Consider the following 15,823-nt stretch of genomic DNA (forward strand, 5'->3'; position numbering starts at 1 on the left):
CGTGGGAACGATCATTACGTGATCGGCGCAGGATTGAACAAGGTAATGTCGTTATGCAGCTTGTGCTGCTCCGCCCATGTCTGTTTCTTGCCGCTGGCCACGTCCAGGTAGTAGTGGAACAACTCCCAGCCAAGCTCTTCAATCGACGCCCGCCCGGTAGCAATCCGCCCGGCATCGATATCGATCAAATCCGGCCAGCGTTGCGCCAGTTCTGTGCGGGTCGACACCTTCACCACCGGTGCCATAGCCAACCCATAAGGCGTACCCCGCCCGGTGGTGAACACATGCAGGTTCATCCCCGCCGCCAACTGCAACGTCCCGCAGACAAAATCACTGGCCGGGGTCGCGCAGAAAATCAGCCCTTTGCGCTTGAATCGCTCGCCAGGGCCAAGCACCCCATTGATCGCGCTGCTGCCGGATTTGACGATCGAGCCCAAGGACTTCTCGACAATGTTCGACAACCCGCCCTTCTTGTTCCCCGGCGTGGTGTTGGCACTGCGATCCGCTTCGCCCTTGGCCAGGTAACGGTCGTACCAGTCCATCTCCCGCACCAGTTCCTGAGCCACTTCCTCGGTTTCGGCGCGGGACGTCAGCAGGTAAATCGCGTCGCGCACCTCGGTGACTTCGGAAAACATCACCGTCGCACCGGCCCGCAGCAACAGGTCCGAGGCGTAGCCGAGCGCCGGGTTGGCAGTGATGCCAGAGAACGCATCGCTGCCGCCGCACTGCATGCCGAGGATCAACTCGGACGCTGGCACGGTTTCCCGACGACGCAGATCAAGCTTCTTCAAGCGGGTTTCAGCCAGCGCCATGATCTGCTCGATCATCTCGGTGAAACCGTGGCTGGAATCCTGCAAGCGATACAGCCACGGATCGCTCAAATCCACCGAGCTATCGTTCTCGTGCATCACCTGCCCGGCCTGCAATTTCTCGCAGCCCAGGCTGATCACCAGCGCTTCGCCACCCAGGTTCGGGTTGCGCGCCAGATTGCGCACGGTGCGGATCGGGATGTACGCGTCGGTGGCGGTGATCGCCACGCCGCAGCCGTAACTGTGGGTCAGCGCCACCACGTCGTCGACATTCGGATACTTGGGCAGCAGTTCGTCCTTGATGCGTTTTACCGCGTGATCCAGCACGCCAGTGACGCATTGCACCGTGGTGGTGATGCCCAGAATGTTGCGCGTGCCGACGGTGCCGTCGGCGTTGCGATAACCCTCGAAGGTGAAGCCTTCCAGCGGTGCCTGCGCGGCCGGCACTTCGGTGGACAGCGGCAGGCTGTCCAGCGGTGGCGCGGTCGGCATGCGCAGTTGATCTTCCTTGACCCAGCTGCCGCGAGGAATCGGCTGCAACGCGTAACCGATTGTCTGGCCGTAACGAATCACCTGGCCGCCCTCGGGAATGTCCTCGAGAGTGACCTTGTGGCTCTGCGGCACGAAATCCACGGTGACCAAACCATCGGGGAATTCGGTGCCGGCCGGCACGCCCTGATCATTGACCACGATCACCACATTGTCCCGCTCGTGCAGGCGGATGTAGCGCGGCGAGTCGGAATGTTCAATCAACTGCATGACGCCGCTCCTCAGGAATGCGCTTCAGATAACTTATTGTTGGTTTCAGGACCGCTGACAGGCGGTTCTTTGAGTACCACACGTTTGATCGGGCCAACGATCACCAGATAGCTGAAGACGGCTACCAGCGCGTTGCAACCGACGAACACCAGCGCCCATTTGAACGAACCGGTGGAGCTGATGATGTAGCCGATAACGATCGGCGTGGTGATCGACGCAATGTTACCGAAGGTGTTGAACAGGCCACCGCTGAGACCGGCGATCTGTTTCGGCGAGGTGTCGGACACCACCGCCCAGCCCAACGCGCCCACGCCTTTGCCGAAGAAGGCCAGGGCCATGAAGCCGACGACCATCCATTCCACGTCTACATAGTTGCAAGCCACGATGCTACTGGAAACCAGCAGGCCGGCGATGATCGGCGCCTTGCGGGCGAAGGTCAGCGAGTGGCCTTTGCGCAGCAGGTAATCGGAAATCACCCCACCGAGCACACCACCGATAAACCCGCAGATCGCCGGCAACGAGGCAATGAAACCAGCCTTGAGGATGGTCATGCCGCGCTCCTGCACCAGGTACACCGGGAACCAGGTGAGGAAGAAGTAGGTGATGCCGTTGATGCAGTACTGGCCCAGATACACGCCGAGCATCATGCGGTTGGTGAGCAGCTGGCGGATGTAGTCCCACTTCGGACCGTCGCCTTTTTTGCCTTTGCCTTTGTCCTGGTCCATGTCGACCATGCCGCCGTTGTCGGCGATGTGCTTGAACTCGGCGTCGTTGATCATCGGGTGCTGGCGCGGGCTGTAGATCACCTTCAGCCAGATCCCCGAAAAGACGATGCCGATCAGCCCCATGACGATGAACACGTGCTGCCAGCCGAAGCTGTAGACGATCCAGCCCATCAGCGGTGCGAACAACACGGTGGCGAAGTATTGCGCCGAGTTGAAGATCGCAGACGCCGTACCGCGCTCAGCGGTCGGGAACCAGGCCGCCACGATGCGTGCGTTGCCGGGGAAGGATGGCGCTTCGGCCAGGCCCACCAAAAAGCGCAGCATGAACAGCGCAACCACCGCCGTGGACATGCCGAACTCACCAACATAACCCTGCAGCACAGTGAACAGTGACCAGGTGAAGATGCTCAGCGCGTAGATTTTTTTCGAACCGAAACGGTCCAGCAGCCAGCCACCGGGAATTTGCCCGGCCACGTAGGCCCAACCGAATGCGGAGAAGATATAACCGAGGGTGACCGCGTCGATGCCGAGGTCTTTTTGCAGGCTGGAGCCGGCGATTGCGATGGTAGCCCGGTCGGCGTAGTTGATCGTGGTCACCAGAAACAGCATGAGCAGGATCAAATAGCGGACGTGAGTCGGCTTGGTCGATTGCATTGTAGATGTACTCCCACTGATTATTTTTATGCGCGGGTGAATCTTCTTTGATCTGTCTTTTGTGGGAGCTGGCCTGCCAGCGATACAGGCCACTCGGTGTGTCAGTCACACCGCGATGATGCTATCGCTGGCAGGCCAGCTCCCACAGGTATTGCGTGTATCAGGAGCCGATGTAGCTGGTCTTCACGACCGTGTAGAACTCTTGTGCATAGCGACCTTGCTCACGTGAGCCATAGGATGAACCTTTACGCCCACCAAACGGAACGTGGTAATCCACGCCGGCGGTCGGCAGGTTGACCATCACCATCCCGGCCTGGGAGTGACGCTTGAAGTGGTTGGCGTACTTCAGCGACGTGGTGGCGATACCCGCTGACAGGCCGAACTCGGTGTCGTTGGCCATGGCCAGCGCTGCCTCGTAATCGGCGACGCGAACGATGTTGGCCACCGGGCCGAAGATCTCTTCGCGGCTGATGCGCATCGCCGCTGTGCTGTCGGCAAACAGCGTCGGCGCGAGGAAGTAGCCTTCGGTGTCGCACGCCACCAGACCACCGCCACTGACCAGACGTGCACCTTCGGACTGGCCGATGTCGATGTACTTCAGGTCCTGTTCAAGCTGAGCCTGCGAGACGACCGGACCGATATCAGTGCCGGTTTTCAGCGCGTGACCGACCTTGATCGACTTCATGCGCTCGGCCATGGCTTCGACGAATTTGTCGTGAATCCCGGCGGTGACGATGAAGCGGCTCGACGCGGTGCAACGCTGCCCGGTGGAGTAGAACGCGCTCTGTACCGACAGCTCGACCGCTTGCTTGAGATCGGCGTCATCGAGAATGATCTGCGGGTTCTTGCCGCCCATTTCCAGCTGCACTTTCGCTTGGCGCGACACGCAGCTGACGGCGATCTGCCGACCGACACCGACGGAGCCGGTGAAGCTGATGCCGTCGACTTTCGGGCTTTGCACCAGTGCATCGCCAACCACGCGACCGCTGCCCATCACCAGGTTGAACACGCCGGCCGGGAAGCCTGCGCGGGAGATGATTTCCGCCAGCGCCCAGGCACAACCCGGTACCAGATCAGCAGGCTTCAGCACGACGCAGTTGCCGTAAGCCAGAGCCGGTGCGATTTTCCACGCCGGGATCGCGATCGGGAAGTTCCACGGGGTGATCAGGCCGACCACACCCAACGCTTCGCGGGTCACTTCGACGTTAACGCCCGGACGCACCGACGGCAAATAGTCGCCGGACAGGCGCAGGCATTCACCGGCGAAGAACTTGAAGATGTTGCCGGCGCGGGTCACTTCGCCGATGGCTTCGGGCAGGGTCTTGCCCTCTTCCCGGGCCAGCAACGTGCCGAGTTCTTCGCGGCGGGCGAGGATCTCAGTGCCGACTTTATCCAGTGAATCGTGGCGAGCCTGGATGCCGGAAGTGGACCAGGCCGGGAACGCGGCGCGAGCGGCGTCGATGGCGGCGTGGACCTGGGCCAGATCGGCCTTGGCGTAATCGCCGATGGTATCGGTCAACTCCGACGGGTTGATGTTGGCCGAGTAATCGGCACCCGAGACCCATTCACCATTGATGTAGTTGTCGTAACGCTTTGCATCAGCCACTTGAAGATCTCCTCACGCAAGAAGCCGCTGATTGCTCAGCGGCCCTGGTTTATCGAGTGTTATTGCGCACCTTGCTTGTCGATCAGCGCGGCGAGCATTTCGTACTCTTCGCCCGTCAGATCGGTCAGCGGCGCACGCACAGGACCTGCGTCATAGCCTGCAATTTTTGCCCCGGCCTTGACGATGCTCACGGCGTAACCGGCCTTGCGGTTGCGGATGTCCAGGTACGGCAGGAAGAAGTCGTCGATGATCTTGCCAACGGTGGCGTGATCTTCGCGAGCAATGGCGTGGTAGAAATCCATCGCGGTTTTCGGGATGAAGTTGAACACCGCCGAGGAGTAAACCGGCACGCCCAGCGCCTTGTAGGCCGCGGCGTAGACTTCGGCGGTCGGCAAACCGCCCAGGTAGCTGAAGCGATCGCCGAGGCGGCGACGGATCGACACCATCAACTCGATATCGCCCAGACCATCCTTGTAACCGATCAGGTTCGGGCAGCGTTCGGCCAGGCGCTCCAGCAGTGGCGCGGTCAGGCGGCAGACGTTGCGGTTGTAAACCACCACGCCGATTTTTACCGATTTGCACACCGCTTCAACGTGGGCGGCAACGCCGTCCTGGCTGGCTTCGGTCAGGTAGTGCGGCAGCAGCAACAAGCCTTTGGCGCCCAGACGCTCGGCTTCCTGTGCGTATTCGATGGCCTGGCGGGTGGCGCCGCCTACGCCGGCAAGAATTGGCACGCTGGTAGCGCAAGTGTCGACGGCAGTCTTGATGATTTCCGAATATTCGCTGGCCGCCAGAGAGAAGAACTCACCGGTGCCGCCCGCGGCGAACAATGCCGAGGCGCCGTATGGGGCCAGCCATTCGAGACGCTTGATGTAGCCCGCGCGATGGAAATCGCCCTGAGCATTGAAGTCGGTGACCGGGAACGACAGCAGGCCGGAAGAGAGGATGGACTTCAGTTCTTGTGGATTCATTATTCGAACACCCTGGGTAGCAACGTTGTGTGAGAAAACCGTTCAGCCTTCGCCGAAGTTGTAGGTCATCGTACAACTTAAAATACAACCGTCAACTGCATTTCATCGCGAGCCGCAAAATTGGCGTAGGAAAAAGTAATTCCTTGACGTAGGAAATTTCTCATCTATGATCCAAATAACTGTATATACATACAGTTAAATTTGAATCTACCTACGACATATCAAGGAGCTAGAAATGTCAGGTCTATACGCACAACCGAAGGAAAATACCCGACAGATCATCGCCGATCTGGATGATCTTTTTACCGAGCACGGCATCGCCATTTCTGGCGATGGCGAAACTTTGAAGCTGCTCGCGGGCAGCACTCATACTCACAAAAACCAGCAACCCACCTCACCGAAAAAAACGCTGAAAGGTGCGCCGCAACTGAGGTTCGAGGGTGCTGAACACACCGCTATCGGCGACAGCACCTTGTTGCGCTTCATCAAGGACGCCCCCGCTATTCCAGCCTCACAGGTAGAGCTGCATTTACCCAACGGGCTGGCGCTGACCTATGGCCAGGTCATCGCGCTGGGAGGGGATTTCTATGGAATTCCCGATCAACCGATCAACGAAGGCGCGACACCCGCCGAACGAATCCAGCGCTTTACCAACGCCTTCAACTCCCTGGCGGTACTGCCGGCCTCAAACGCCGAGGCGAAGTTGATCCTCGGTGTCATGCAGAAAGAAATCGCCGCCATCAATCAAGCGATCAGGGACGGTAAAGAGCCTCATGAGGCTTATGACGCCCTAGGTGATACGTTGTCGGAAGAGTGGAACAAGATCACCGGTGGCGGCAGTTTCGTTTCGGCGCTATTCCCTTTGGGGCGTTATCTGAAACTGGCCGCCAACAATGCTGACCACTTTGCCGAATGGGCGTTGCTGGCTTACATCGCCGGGCACACGGCAGCGCTGCAACAAGCAGTGCTGGCCCACAACAGCGGTGATGAAAAGCAGTTGGAGCTGGCCTATGCGATGAACGCTTTTGCCGATCACTCTCTGACCGACCTATTTTCCGCCGGTCACCTGCGAGTACCGCGCAAACAGTTGGCGGCAGTGGTCACGCCCAGTGATCTCGGCTCGTTGATTACCCGCTTCATGCACGATGAAGACAGCAAGTTCGGCCTCAACGTGAGCAATGGCAACGGCGATCGCTGGCACGCCTACGGCGACAAGCGCTACTTCGACGCGATCGACAGCGCCAATCGCGCCCAGGTGAATCAAGCGGTTCAAGAGTCTGCGGATGAAGTGTTCGCAGCGTACCTCAGTGGCACTGCTCCATCGGCCGGCAGCTTTGCTGCGTTGAAAAGGCTGCCTGATCTGCAAACTGTATTGAACCCGGCGGGCAATTTCTCGCCGCTGTTCAAGGTCGAGGGCAACAAGGTGTTGCGGCGCAAGGACGTCAACAACTTGAACGATACCGCCACCGTGGACGACTGGTGGGGCTGGAGCACGTATCTGCTGCTCAAGGACTACCAACCAACTGGTGTGCTGAATTCAGCGGCCAATGCCTGATAAGGAGATCACTGATGACTATCAAATTGAAACTGGAACTGGCTTCTGGCCAGTCGCTGAAAGGTGCGCCGTTGGAGTTGTTGTCGAAGGGTGTGTCGATTGCCCGGGCGGTTGTGAATGAGCGCGGGCATGCGATTTTCGATGCCAAACCTGGGGCTGCCGGGTTGGCGGTGAGGGTGGATCGGGGAATTTTGAAGACAATCTGAAAGATTAATTGATGGCGACTGACCCCATCGCGGGCAAGCCCGGCTCCCACAGGTTTCTGTGTACTTTCACACTATTGTGATCGACACAAAAACCTGTGGGAGCCGGGCTTGCCCGCGATGGCGTTCTTTCTGGTGACGCTCAGCCCCGCTGCGCCTGCGCCTCTTCATGCGCCTGGCGCAACCGCTCGCGGCTATTGGTCAAGTGCAAGCGCATGGCCGCCCGCGCTGCATCGGAATCCTGGCGGGCAATTGCGTCATAAATCTCTTCGTGCTCACGACTCAGACGACTCATGTAGTGCTGTTGGTCGTCATGGGCCAGGCGCGCGGAGTTCAGGCGCGTGCGTGGAATGATGCTGGTGCCCAGGTGGGTCATGATGTCGGTGAAGTAGCGGTTGCCCGTCGCCAGGGCGATTTGCAGGTGGAACTGGAAGTCCGAAGCCACCGCATCGCTGGCGTGGGAGACGCTCTCATTCAGCGCATCCAGCGCCGCTCGCATCAACGCCAACTGCTCAGGAGTGCGACGTTGCGCGGCAAGGCCGGCGGATTCCACTTCCAGGCTGATGCGCAATTCCAGAATTGCCAGCACATCGCGCAAGGTCACCACGGTGGCCGGATCAATACGGAAACCGCTCGGGCTCGGGGTATCGAGCACGAAGGTGCCAATGCCGTGACGGGTTTCAACCTGGCCTGCGGCCTGCAAACGGGAAATCGCTTCGCGCACCACGGTGCGACTGACGCCATGGGCATCCATGATCGCTGACTCGGTGGGCAACTTGTCGCCACGCTTGAGGTGACCGTCGCGGATCTGCTCGGACAGCACCGTCACCAGTTCCTGAGCGAGGCTGCGGCGCTTGCGAGGGAGGCGAGGTGCGTCGATCGGGTTTTCCATGGTGAACGTCTTTCTCGAAAAAGCGGCTGAATCCGCATCATAGCTCAACGCGGTTGTACGATCACCGTCGGCATCCACTATCCCCTGTGGGAGCGGGCTTGCTCGCGAAGGCGGTGTGTCAGACACCTCAATGTTGGATGTCAGACCGCTTTCGCGAGCAAGCCCGCTCCCACAAGGGGATTGCGGTGTTCAGGCGGTCACGGTCTGATCCACCAAATGGCCACTCTCGATACGCACATGCCGTGGATGGAAACGCTTCAGGCTGCTGCGATGGCCAACGCTGACGATGCTCAGTCCAGGCAACTCATCAATCAATGCCTGATACAGCGACGCTTCATCCTCTTCGTCCATCGCCGAAGTGGCTTCGTCCATGTACAGCCATTGCGGCGCATACAGCAGCGCACGGGCGAAGGCCAAACGTTGCTGTTCGCCTGGCGAGAGCATGCGCTGCCAGTGATTGGCTTCATCCAGACGCGTAATCAGGTGTGGCAAGCGGCAGGTTTCCAGGACGTGGACGTAACGCTCATGCGGGTAGGTGTCGCCCGGCTGTGGATAACTCAGCACCTCGCGCAGGGTACCAATCGGCAGATAGGGTTTTTGCGGCAGGAACAGATACCGCCCCGTGGGCAGACGGATGCTGCCGTGGCCAGCCGGCCAAAGATGCCCCATCGCCCGCAGCAACGTTGATTTGCCGCTGCCAGAACGACCGCTGAGCATGACGCGCTCGCCCTCCTCCACCGTCATGTCGGCGTTGGTCAGCAGGTGACGACCGTCAGCGAGGTCAAGGCCAAGGTTTTGCACCTTCAACGTTGTGCCCTGATTCTGCACATCGATGGCCGGCGCACGCTGCTCGTTATCGGTCATGGCTTGATGGAAACTCAATAGACGATCGCAAGTGGCACGCCACTCGGCAAGGCCCTGGTATGCACTGATGAACCAGCTGAAGTTTTCCTGAACGTTGCCGAACGCCGAGTTGATTTGCATCAGCTCACCCAGCTCGATCTTGCCGGCAAAGTAACGAGGTGCAGCGACCATGAACGGGAAGATGATTGCGATCTGGCCATAACCGGAAGTGAAAAAGGTCAGGCGCTTGGACACTTTCATGATGTCCCAGAAGTTGTGCCAGACCATGCTGAAGCGGCTGCTCAGACGGCGGTTCTCATTGGGTTCTCCGTTGTACAACGCAATGCTTTCGGCATTCTCGCGGACTCGTACCATCGAGAAACGCAAATCGGCTTCGAAACGTTGTTGGTTGTTGTTGAGGCCGATCAGGCGACGTCCGATCAAATGCGTGAGCCAGCTGCCGACGATGGCGTAAACCAGTGCACACCAGAACATGTAGCCGGGAATCGTATAGCCAAACACTTCGATGCTGCCTGAGACGCCCCACAGAATAATCGAGAACGACACCAGGCTGACGACGGTGCGGATCAAACCAAGGCCCAGGAGCAAGGTGTTGGTGGTGAATTTATTGAGGTCTTCGGAAATGCGCTGGTCCGGGTTATCGGTGTAACCGCCCTGCTCCAGCTGATAGTAGTTCTTGTTGCCCAACCAACGGGTGAAGTGTTTCTCGGTGAGCCAGGCCCGCCAACGAATGGTCAGCATCTGGGTCAGGTAGAGCTGATACACCGCAGCGAGAATTGCCACGGCCGCGATGCCGCAGAAATACAGGATCAAATGCCAGAAGGCCGCTTCGTCCTTCTTTTGCAGGGCGTTATAGAAATCCTTGTACCAACTGTTGAGCCACACTGAAATCGCCACGCTGAACAATGACAGCGCGATCACCGCGATCAACAACGTCCAGGCCTTGCCCTTCTCTTCACTGCGCCAGTAAGGCGTGGTCATCGCCCAGACTTTGCGAAAAAACTGCCCGCGCACAGCATCATTGACCGCGCAATATTCAGCGTTCTGATTCATGGATAAGGCTCGATAAAGAAAAGAACACACACGAGCCGATCATAAATGATCGGCCCGGCTTGTAACGAGGTGTGACAACAATTGTTCAGCGCCGGTTCAGCGACGGACTGGACGCTTCTGCAGTTTGCGCTGCAGCGTGCGGCGGTGCATGCCCAAGGCGCGGGCGGTAGCGGAGATGTTGCCTTCGTGCTCGGTCAATACGCGCTGGATGTGCTCCCACTGGAGGCGATCCACAGACATCGGGTTTTCCGGCACCAGGGTGTCGAGGTCGGCGTGCTCGGAGAGCAACGCGGCCAGCACGTCATCGGCATCCGCCGGTTTGCACAAGTAATTGCAGGCGCCACGCTTGATCGCCTCGACGGCGGTGGCAATGCTCGAGTAACCGGTGAGGATCACCACGCGCATTTCCGGGTCGAGTTCCAGCAGTTTGGGCAACAACACCAGGCCCGAATCGCCGTCCATTTTCAGATCCAGGGCGGCGTAATCCGGTATATCGGCCTGGGCGATGGTCAGGCCTTCTTCGGCGGACCCTGCGGTAGTCACGCGAAAACCACGGCGAGCCATGGCGCGAGCCATCACGCGGGTGAAGGTTGCGTCGTCGTCTACCAGCAGCAAATGCGGCAGTTCTTCGCCTTCGACTTGGATCTCGTCACTCATGTTCGTCTCCTCGGGCGACACGGGGCAGGCGCAGCTCGGTAAGCGTGCCACCTTCCTCATGACTGTAGAGTTTCACTGAGCCGCCGGCGCGTGTCACGCTGGCCTTGCTCAAAAACAGGCCCAGGCCGAAACCTTTGCCCTTGGTGGTAAAAAACGGTTTGCCAATCTGCTCGGCAATAGCCAATGGCACACCGGCGCCATGGTCGCGAATGCTGATGGTCAAGTCCTCGGCATTCCAGTCCAGGGTCACTTGCAAGCCTTCGGGGCACGCATCGGCGGCGTTGTTCAGCAAATTCAGCAGAGCCTGGGTCAGGTCCGGCGGCGGCGCCATGCGCGGCACGGTCCCCTGGCCCAGGCGCTGGAAGCGATAACTGGCTTCCGGGCGCATCAGGTGCCAACGGTTCAGGGCTTCGTCGAGCCAGTCGGTGACGTCTTGCATCTCCACAGCCAAGCGACGATTGGCTTCCGCCGCCCGCACCAACTGCTGCAAGGTCTCTTTGCAGAGTTTGACCTGATCCTGCAGCACGCTCAAATCGTCCTGCAACAGCGGGTCGGGATGGTCCTGGCGCATTTCCTTGAGCAGCACGCTCATGGTCGCCAGCGGTGTGCCCAGCTCATGGGCAGCACCCGCCGCCTGGGTCGCGACGGCCAGTAATTGCTGATCGCGCAGGCCTTCTTCGCGACGAATGGCGCGCAATTCTTCCTGACGACGCAGCTCTTCGGCCATGCGGGCGGCGAAGAACGTGATCACCGCCGCCGCCAGGGCAAAGCTCAGCCACATGCCGTAGATCTGCAGGTTTTCCCGGGCGATCGGGAACGTTTCCAGCGGGTAGAACTGCGCCAGCAGCAACGTGTAAAGCGCCAGGGCGATACCCGACAGAATCACCGAATAGCGCCATGGCAGCGTCACGGCGGCGATGGTCAATGGCACCAGGTAATAAGAGACGAACGGGTTGGTCGAGCCGCCGGAGAAGTACAGCAAGGCACTGTGGATAAACAGGTCGCAGGCCAGTTGCACGGCGTATTCGAGCTCGGTCACCGGCCACGACGTGCGCAGACGAACCGCCGTGAACGCGCACAGCAACATCGAGCAACCCAGGGTCATTGCCAGTTGCACCCACGGCAACGGCAACAGGTCGAACCAGTAGGCCAGCCCCACAGAACCGGCCTGAGCGGCCAGCACCAACGTGCGGATGAACGTAAGCCGCCAGAGGTTCTGGCGAGTGGCGGAAGTGATTTGAACGGGGGCGAGCATGAGCTCTCCTGATGAGCGCTCCAGGCGGATCGCACGGAGTATAACCAAGCCGCGGGCCTGAGAGGCGAAAGTGCGGCAAACGACCACATGGCAGAAAGAATTGCTGCGTCTATAAGGACGCCTTCGCGGGCAAGCCACGCTCCCACATTGGAATGCGTTCCCCTGTGGGAGCGTGGCTTGCCCGCGATTGGCTGCGAAGCAGCCACCTGCTGATTATCTGTATAGAAGTTGTAACTGTGCGAACCGGACCATTGAAGCTAGAGTCTGATGGTTTCACGCAGGTTCGGACCTTAACCCCTGCGCATCGTCCAAGGAGCTTTTCATGCACACATTGCGCCGCAGCGCCGCCCTTCTTGCCTTAAGCGTTGGCACCGTCGCCAGCCTTCCAGCCCTGGCCGTCGACGAACTGCATTACAACCAGATCTCCCTGCGCGCCGAAGTCAGCCAGGAAGTGGCCCGCGACCTGATGATCGTGACCCTCTACACCGAAGAGCAAAACAGCGACCCGGCCAAACTCGCCGCCGACGTCAGCACCACCATGAACAAGGCGCTGGCACAGGCTAAAGAAGTCAAAGACATCACCCTGCGCCAGGGCAGCCGCAACAGCTACCCGATCTACGACACCAAAGGCCAGAAAATCATCGGTTGGCGTGAACGCGCCGAACTGCGCCTGGAAAGCTCGGATTTCGCGGCCCTCTCCAAACTCACCGGTGAACTGCTCACCGACCTGAAAATGGGCGGCATGGACTTCGCCATCGCCACCCCAACCCGCAAGGCCAGCGAAGACGCCCTGCTCAAGGAAGCCGTGACCGCCTTCAAGTCCCGCGCCCAACTGGCCACCGACGCCCTGGGCGGCAAGAGCTACAAAATCGTCAACCTGAACCTCAACAGCAACGGTTATCCACAGCCGTACATGCGCGGGCCGATGATGATGAAAGCCGCGGCCGGCATGGATTCGGCGCCGGTGACGCCGGAAGTTGAAGCAGGCACCAGCCAGGTCAGCATGACGGCGGATGGGGCGATTGAAGTGTTGATGCAGTGATTGGATAAGGGTTAAACGAAAACCGGCGATCAATAAGTGATCGCCGGTTTTTTTGTGCCCTGAAGAAATGGAGTTTGTCCGTCAGGCCTTGTGTTGATTGATCTGCCGTCAATCGCGGGCAAGTCGAATCGTCGCACCGCCGCTCCCACAAGGTCATGCGCCAACTTCAAATCAGCACAAATCCTGTGGGAGCGGGCTTGCCCGCGAAAGCGGTGTGTCAGTCACTGCGATGTTGGATGTACCGCCGTCTTCGCGAGCAAACCCGCTTCCACATTGTTTGCGGTGTGTCTATGTCAGATCTACGTTATCCAACGCCCGGTTCACCGCCAACTCCGCCAACATGATGATCTGTTGAATCGCCAACACTGTATTGCGCTGCGGGCCGATCAGGTGGGTGGCGAAATCACTGGCCAGGACACTGGCCGAGGCCAATGACTCGCAGGCTTGTGCCAACAGGCTTTCGGTATCCATGTTGGGGGCGATCATATACATCGTGCTGGGACGACGGGGTGTCGGGGCGTATGGGGCGGGTGGATCGAGGTAGTAATCGAGGGCGCGTTTTATGGCTTCGCGGTCTTTAAGTAGTTCTTCAGTGCGCAAGGCTTCGACGTTGGGGGTGGTGGTGTTGAAGGGTGGGTCCGGGATTAACTTATCCATGCAATTTTCCTTTTGAAATTGGAGCCATCAATTTCCGATCTCACTCGGCGAAGAGGTGGCAGCTATGTGCGGTGTGAGATTACCGGCAAAAGGAACCCGGCCAGACCGAGGTCTGCCCGCACACAGCCGCCATAACGCATTTGCTGGCAGCGGATAAGCTGGCGGCAATTATGGAGTGGCTCGCGTGGGTTTCCAATCGTTTAGCCGGGATCTCACTCCCGATCACTGAGTTTTCAGTGACAGCCAAAGATTAGAGGCACTGCTTCCTACCCGGCAACCTGAAAAATGCGTGGGAAAGCTCTGTGTTTCTTACACATCGTTCAACAAAAAAATGGAATGCAGAGCAGGCCGCCAAGCCAACAACCAGCTTGAATATGCCGAGATAGAGGGGTTCCCCTTACAAACGGATATTTCCGCCAATCTCACCAACAACGCTACCCTCAGGAAAACATCGCCGCCAAACCCACGGGGACTCCATGGAAAGAACCACCGTCAAACCACTTCTGCTTGCTCTCGCCCTCGCTACAACCGCATCACTCGCACAAACCGCCCAAGCCGCCCAAGCCGCCACCACCCTGGTCTACTGCTCAGAAGCCAGCCCCGCCGGTTTCGACCCCAGCCAATACACCAGCGGCACCGACTTCGACGCATCAGCCGAAACCGTCTTCAACCGCCTCACCCAATTCAAACGCGGCGGCACCGAAGTCGAACCCGGCCTGGCGACAAATTGGGATGTCTCCCAGGACGGCCTCAGCTACACCTTCCACCTGCGCGACGGCGTGAAATTCCACACCACCGACTACTTCACCCCGACCCGCGACTTCAACGCCGATGACGTCCTGTTCACCTTCCAGCGCCTGCTCGACCCGCAGAATGCGTTCCGTAAAGCCTACCCGGCCGAGTCGCCGTACTTCACCGACATGGGCCTGAACACCACGATCAAAAGCATCGACAAGATCGACGACCACACCGTGCGCTTCAGCCTGAACAACATCGACGCCGCATTCGTGCAGAACCTCGCCATGAGCTTCGCCTCGGTGCAGTCCGCCGAATACGCCGCCCAACTGTTAAAGGAAGGCAAAGCCGCCGACCTCAACCAGAAACCGGTCGGCACCGGCCCGTTCGTGTTCAAGCGCTATCAAAAGGACTCGCAGATCCGCTACGCCGCCAACAAGGCCTACTGGAAGCCCGAGGACGTGAAACTCGATAACCTGATTTTCTCGATCACACCCGATGCCGCCGTGCGCTTGCAGAAGCTCAAGGCCGGCGAGTGTCAGGTCAGCGGCTACCCGCGCCCGGCAGACATCGAAGTCATAGAGAAAGACCCGAACCTGACCGTGCTCAAACAGGCCGGTTTCAACCTCGGTTTCCTCGCCTACAACGTAACCCATCCGCCGCTGGACCAGCTCAAGGTCCGTCAGGCCCTGGACATGGCTATCGATAAACCGGCGATCATCAAGGCGGTCTACCAGAGTGCCGGGCAGCTGGCGCAGAACGCCCTGCCCCCGGCGCAATGGTCCTATGACCCGACCATCAAGGATGCACCGCACGACCCGACCAAAGCCCGCGCGCTACTAAAAGAAGCAGGGGTTGCGCCCGGTACGACTATTAATTTGTGGGCCATGACGGTGCAGCGTGCCTCCAACCCGAATGCGCGGATGTCGGCGCAGATGATCCAGCAGGATTGGGAGAAAGTCGGGATCAAGGCCAACATCGTCAGCTATGAATGGGGTGAGTACATCAAGCGCGCCAAGAACGGCGAGCACGACGCGATGATCTACGGCTGGACCGGCGACAACGGGGACCCGGACAACTGGCTCGGCGTGCTCTACAGCTGCGCTGCGGTGAAAGGTAGCAATTACGCCAAATGGTGCGACCCGGCCTACGACAAGCTGGTGCAGCAAGCGAAGGTGTCCACTGACAAACAGCAGCGGGTCAAACTGTACCAACAGGCACAGCAAATCCTTAAGCAACAAGTACCTATCACACCTGTTGCCAACTCGACCGTGTTCCAGCCACTGCGCAAGGAAGTCACCGACTTCAAGATCAGCCCTTTCGGCCTTACACCCTTCTATGGCGTGAGTATAAATAAGTAACACCAGGCGCCAACCGGGTGCACCA

General features: G+C 59.1%; 13 protein-coding genes. 4 read left to right on the forward strand and 9 right to left on the reverse strand.

The window, feature by feature from the left end:
• Positions 1-14: 14 nt before the first annotated feature.
• The 4 genes from garD to kdgD form a co-directional block, all read right to left on the reverse strand.
• Positions 15-1,568: a galactarate dehydratase gene (gene garD / locus AC1RQB_RS04645; RefSeq protein WP_038978949.1), complete on the reverse strand. Its 1,554-nt coding sequence runs from the start codon at positions 1,566-1,568 to the stop codon at positions 15-17.
• A gap of 11 nt (positions 1,569-1,579) precedes the next feature.
• A complete protein-coding gene (locus AC1RQB_RS04650; RefSeq protein WP_007901410.1) occupies positions 1,580-2,947 on the reverse strand; it encodes an MFS transporter in 1,368 nt (455 codons plus the stop codon).
• Positions 2,948-3,107: 160 nt separating this feature from the next.
• Complete coding sequence (locus AC1RQB_RS04655; RefSeq protein ID WP_063341556.1) at positions 3,108-4,553, reverse strand: aldehyde dehydrogenase family protein; 1,446 nt, start codon at positions 4,551-4,553, stop codon at positions 3,108-3,110.
• Positions 4,554-4,612: 59 nt separating this feature from the next.
• Complete coding sequence (gene kdgD / locus AC1RQB_RS04660) at positions 4,613-5,524, reverse strand: 5-dehydro-4-deoxyglucarate dehydratase (protein WP_008015297.1); 912 nt, start codon at positions 5,522-5,524, stop codon at positions 4,613-4,615.
• Between the two features lie 235 nt (positions 5,525-5,759).
• Between kdgD and AC1RQB_RS04665 the strand changes: the two genes are divergently transcribed.
• Together AC1RQB_RS04665 and AC1RQB_RS04670 are read left to right on the forward strand one after the other, a co-directional pair.
• A complete protein-coding gene (locus AC1RQB_RS04665; protein ID WP_063341557.1) occupies positions 5,760-7,079 on the forward strand; it encodes a hypothetical protein in 1,320 nt (439 codons plus the stop codon).
• A 14-nt stretch (positions 7,080-7,093) separates the two neighbouring features.
• Positions 7,094-7,285, forward strand: a complete 192-nt coding sequence (locus AC1RQB_RS04670) for a hypothetical protein (protein ID WP_063341558.1) — start codon at positions 7,094-7,096, stop codon at positions 7,283-7,285.
• A 139-nt stretch (positions 7,286-7,424) separates the two neighbouring features.
• Here AC1RQB_RS04670 and AC1RQB_RS04675 read toward each other — a convergent pair whose 3' ends face one another.
• From AC1RQB_RS04675 to AC1RQB_RS04690, 4 genes are all read right to left on the reverse strand, one after another.
• Positions 7,425-8,174, reverse strand: a complete 750-nt coding sequence (locus AC1RQB_RS04675) for a FadR/GntR family transcriptional regulator (protein WP_008067294.1) — start codon at positions 8,172-8,174, stop codon at positions 7,425-7,427.
• Positions 8,175-8,363: 189 nt separating this feature from the next.
• Positions 8,364-10,091 (reverse strand): ABC transporter ATP-binding protein/permease, encoded by a 1,728-nt coding sequence (locus tag AC1RQB_RS04680; RefSeq protein ID WP_063341559.1) that lies wholly within the window; start codon positions 10,089-10,091, stop codon positions 8,364-8,366.
• A gap of 96 nt (positions 10,092-10,187) precedes the next feature.
• Positions 10,188-10,748 (reverse strand): response regulator transcription factor, encoded by a 561-nt coding sequence (locus tag AC1RQB_RS04685; protein ID WP_008067292.1) that lies wholly within the window; start codon positions 10,746-10,748, stop codon positions 10,188-10,190.
• Complete coding sequence (locus AC1RQB_RS04690; protein WP_008067291.1) at positions 10,741-12,003, reverse strand: ATP-binding protein; 1,263 nt, start codon at positions 12,001-12,003, stop codon at positions 10,741-10,743. The genes AC1RQB_RS04685 and AC1RQB_RS04690 overlap by 8 nt, the downstream gene beginning before the upstream one ends.
• A gap of 322 nt (positions 12,004-12,325) precedes the next feature.
• Here AC1RQB_RS04690 and AC1RQB_RS04695 point away from each other — a divergent pair, with 322 nt between their 5' ends.
• Positions 12,326-13,045, forward strand: a complete 720-nt coding sequence (locus tag AC1RQB_RS04695) for an SIMPL domain-containing protein (RefSeq protein ID WP_008067290.1) — start codon at positions 12,326-12,328, stop codon at positions 13,043-13,045.
• Between the two features lie 288 nt (positions 13,046-13,333).
• Here the strand turns inward: AC1RQB_RS04695 and AC1RQB_RS04700 are convergent, their stop codons facing one another.
• The gene (locus AC1RQB_RS04700; protein ID WP_492570856.1) at positions 13,334-13,702 is read right to left on the reverse strand and encodes a DUF6124 family protein; all 369 of its coding nucleotides are present in this window, start codon (positions 13,700-13,702) and stop codon (positions 13,334-13,336) included.
• Positions 13,703-14,178: 476 nt separating this feature from the next.
• Here AC1RQB_RS04700 and AC1RQB_RS04705 point away from each other — a divergent pair, with 476 nt between their 5' ends.
• On the forward strand, positions 14,179-15,798 hold the full coding sequence (locus AC1RQB_RS04705) for an ABC transporter substrate-binding protein (RefSeq protein ID WP_063341560.1): 1,620 nt from the start codon (positions 14,179-14,181) through the stop codon (positions 15,796-15,798).
• The last annotated feature ends 25 nt before the right edge of the window (positions 15,799-15,823 follow it).

The organism is Pseudomonas sp. GW822-FHT02E03, from assembly GCF_058802325.1.

Excerpts from the sequence above, each read along its gene's own strand:
- AC1RQB_RS04670 (WP_063341558.1), top strand. The coding sequence starts at position 7,094 with ATGACTATCAAATTGAAACTGGAACTGGCTTCTGGCCAGTCGCTGAAA.
- kdgD (WP_008015297.1), bottom strand. The coding sequence starts at position 5,524 with ATGAATCCACAAGAACTGAAGTCCATCCTCTCTTCCGGCCTGCTGTCG.
- AC1RQB_RS04650 (WP_007901410.1), bottom strand. The coding sequence starts at position 2,947 with ATGCAATCGACCAAGCCGACTCACGTCCGCTATTTGATCCTGCTCATG.
- garD (WP_038978949.1), bottom strand. The coding sequence starts at position 1,568 with ATGCAGTTGATTGAACATTCCGACTCGCCGCGCTACATCCGCCTGCAC.
- AC1RQB_RS04665 (WP_063341557.1), top strand. The coding sequence starts at position 5,760 with ATGTCAGGTCTATACGCACAACCGAAGGAAAATACCCGACAGATCATC.
- AC1RQB_RS04695 (WP_008067290.1), top strand. The coding sequence starts at position 12,326 with ATGCACACATTGCGCCGCAGCGCCGCCCTTCTTGCCTTAAGCGTTGGC.
- AC1RQB_RS04675 (WP_008067294.1), bottom strand. The coding sequence starts at position 8,174 with ATGGAAAACCCGATCGACGCACCTCGCCTCCCTCGCAAGCGCCGCAGC.
- AC1RQB_RS04690 (WP_008067291.1), bottom strand. The coding sequence starts at position 12,003 with ATGCTCGCCCCCGTTCAAATCACTTCCGCCACTCGCCAGAACCTCTGG.
- AC1RQB_RS04700 (WP_492570856.1), bottom strand. The coding sequence starts at position 13,702 with ATGGATAAGTTAATCCCGGACCCACCCTTCAACACCACCACCCCCAAC.
- AC1RQB_RS04680 (WP_063341559.1), bottom strand. The coding sequence starts at position 10,091 with ATGAATCAGAACGCTGAATATTGCGCGGTCAATGATGCTGTGCGCGGG.
- AC1RQB_RS04685 (WP_008067292.1), bottom strand. The coding sequence starts at position 10,748 with ATGAGTGACGAGATCCAAGTCGAAGGCGAAGAACTGCCGCATTTGCTG.
- AC1RQB_RS04705 (WP_063341560.1), top strand. The coding sequence starts at position 14,179 with ATGGAAAGAACCACCGTCAAACCACTTCTGCTTGCTCTCGCCCTCGCT.